The 560-nt window shown below is 44.1% G+C and carries 2 tRNA genes and 1 rRNA gene; all 3 read right to left on the reverse strand.

What is annotated here, in order from left to right:
- Positions 1-221 precede the first annotated feature (221 nt).
- A tRNA-Ala gene (locus GVO60_RS22170) sits at positions 222-297 on the reverse strand.
- 42 nt (positions 298-339) lie between these two features.
- Positions 340-416: transfer RNA gene (locus GVO60_RS22175), tRNA-Ile, on the reverse strand.
- Between the two features lie 66 nt (positions 417-482).
- Positions 483-560 (reverse strand): 16S ribosomal RNA (locus GVO60_RS22180); the annotation flags it as partial.

Genomic DNA, 560 nt, shown 5'->3' on the forward strand with positions numbered 1-560 from the left:
CAGACTCGATTTTGCCGGACTCAATTTTGAATAGTCACTTATAAAGTGACATTCCCAAGAACACTTGAATGTGTTGTATTGGTGTTTGTCTTAAAGACAAACATTGAGAACTTTACAATCAACAAATAAATTGTTGATTTGTCAGCTTTCCAAATTGTTAAAGAGCTAGATTTTCTAATGAAAACCATTTTTAAGAACACTTAAGTAAATGCGCTTAAAGATGGTGGAGCTATGCGGGATCGAACCGCAGACCTCCTGCGTGCAAGGCAGGCGCTCTCCCAGCTGAGCTATAGCCCCATCAGGTGTTGTCGATACTGTATGCCAATTCCCAAAGGAAATTGGTGGGTCTGAGTGGACTCGAACCACCGACCTCTCGCTTATCAGGCGAACGCTCTAACCACCTGAGCTACAGACCCAGTATCGTCTCTTAAACTGTATAAACCATCAATCTGTGTGGACACTCATCGTGAGTAATCATCGTATAAGGAGGTGATCCAGCGCCAGGTTCCCCTAGCGCTACCTTGTTACGACTTCACCCCAGTCATGAACCACAAAGTGGT

This window comes from Vibrio atypicus (assembly GCF_009811315.1).
In the GTDB taxonomy this organism is placed as follows: domain Bacteria; phylum Pseudomonadota; class Gammaproteobacteria; order Enterobacterales; family Vibrionaceae; genus Vibrio; species Vibrio atypicus.